1 pseudogene is annotated in these 255 nt (G+C 54.5%); it reads left to right on the plus strand.

Features of this window, described 5'->3' with window-relative positions:
- Nucleotides 1–255, plus strand: a pseudogene (locus LRL21_RS45270) (IS1380 family transposase); the annotation flags it as partial.

A 255-nucleotide genomic window follows, 5' to 3' on the forward strand; every position in this document is an offset into this window, starting at 1 on the left:
TCAAGACGGATCTGAATCTGGAGCGACTGCCCTCGGGTAAATTTGCAACCAACGATTTGGTGCTCTGCGCCGGTCTGGTCGCTTACAATCTGCTGCGGGCCATTGGACAAATCTCGCTGCAAGAACCAGATGCCCCTGTCAAAACCAAGGTGTCTCGCAGACGTGTGAGGACGGTCATTGAAAATTTGATTTGGCTCGCTTCGCGAATGGTGGAGCATGCGCGGCAAACGAAGCTCCGCTTTGGCACGCATAGCC

It is taken from the genome of Paenibacillus periandrae (genome assembly GCF_022458865.1).
GTDB lineage: Bacteria > Bacillota > Bacilli > Paenibacillales > NBRC-103111 > Paenibacillus_S > Paenibacillus_S periandrae.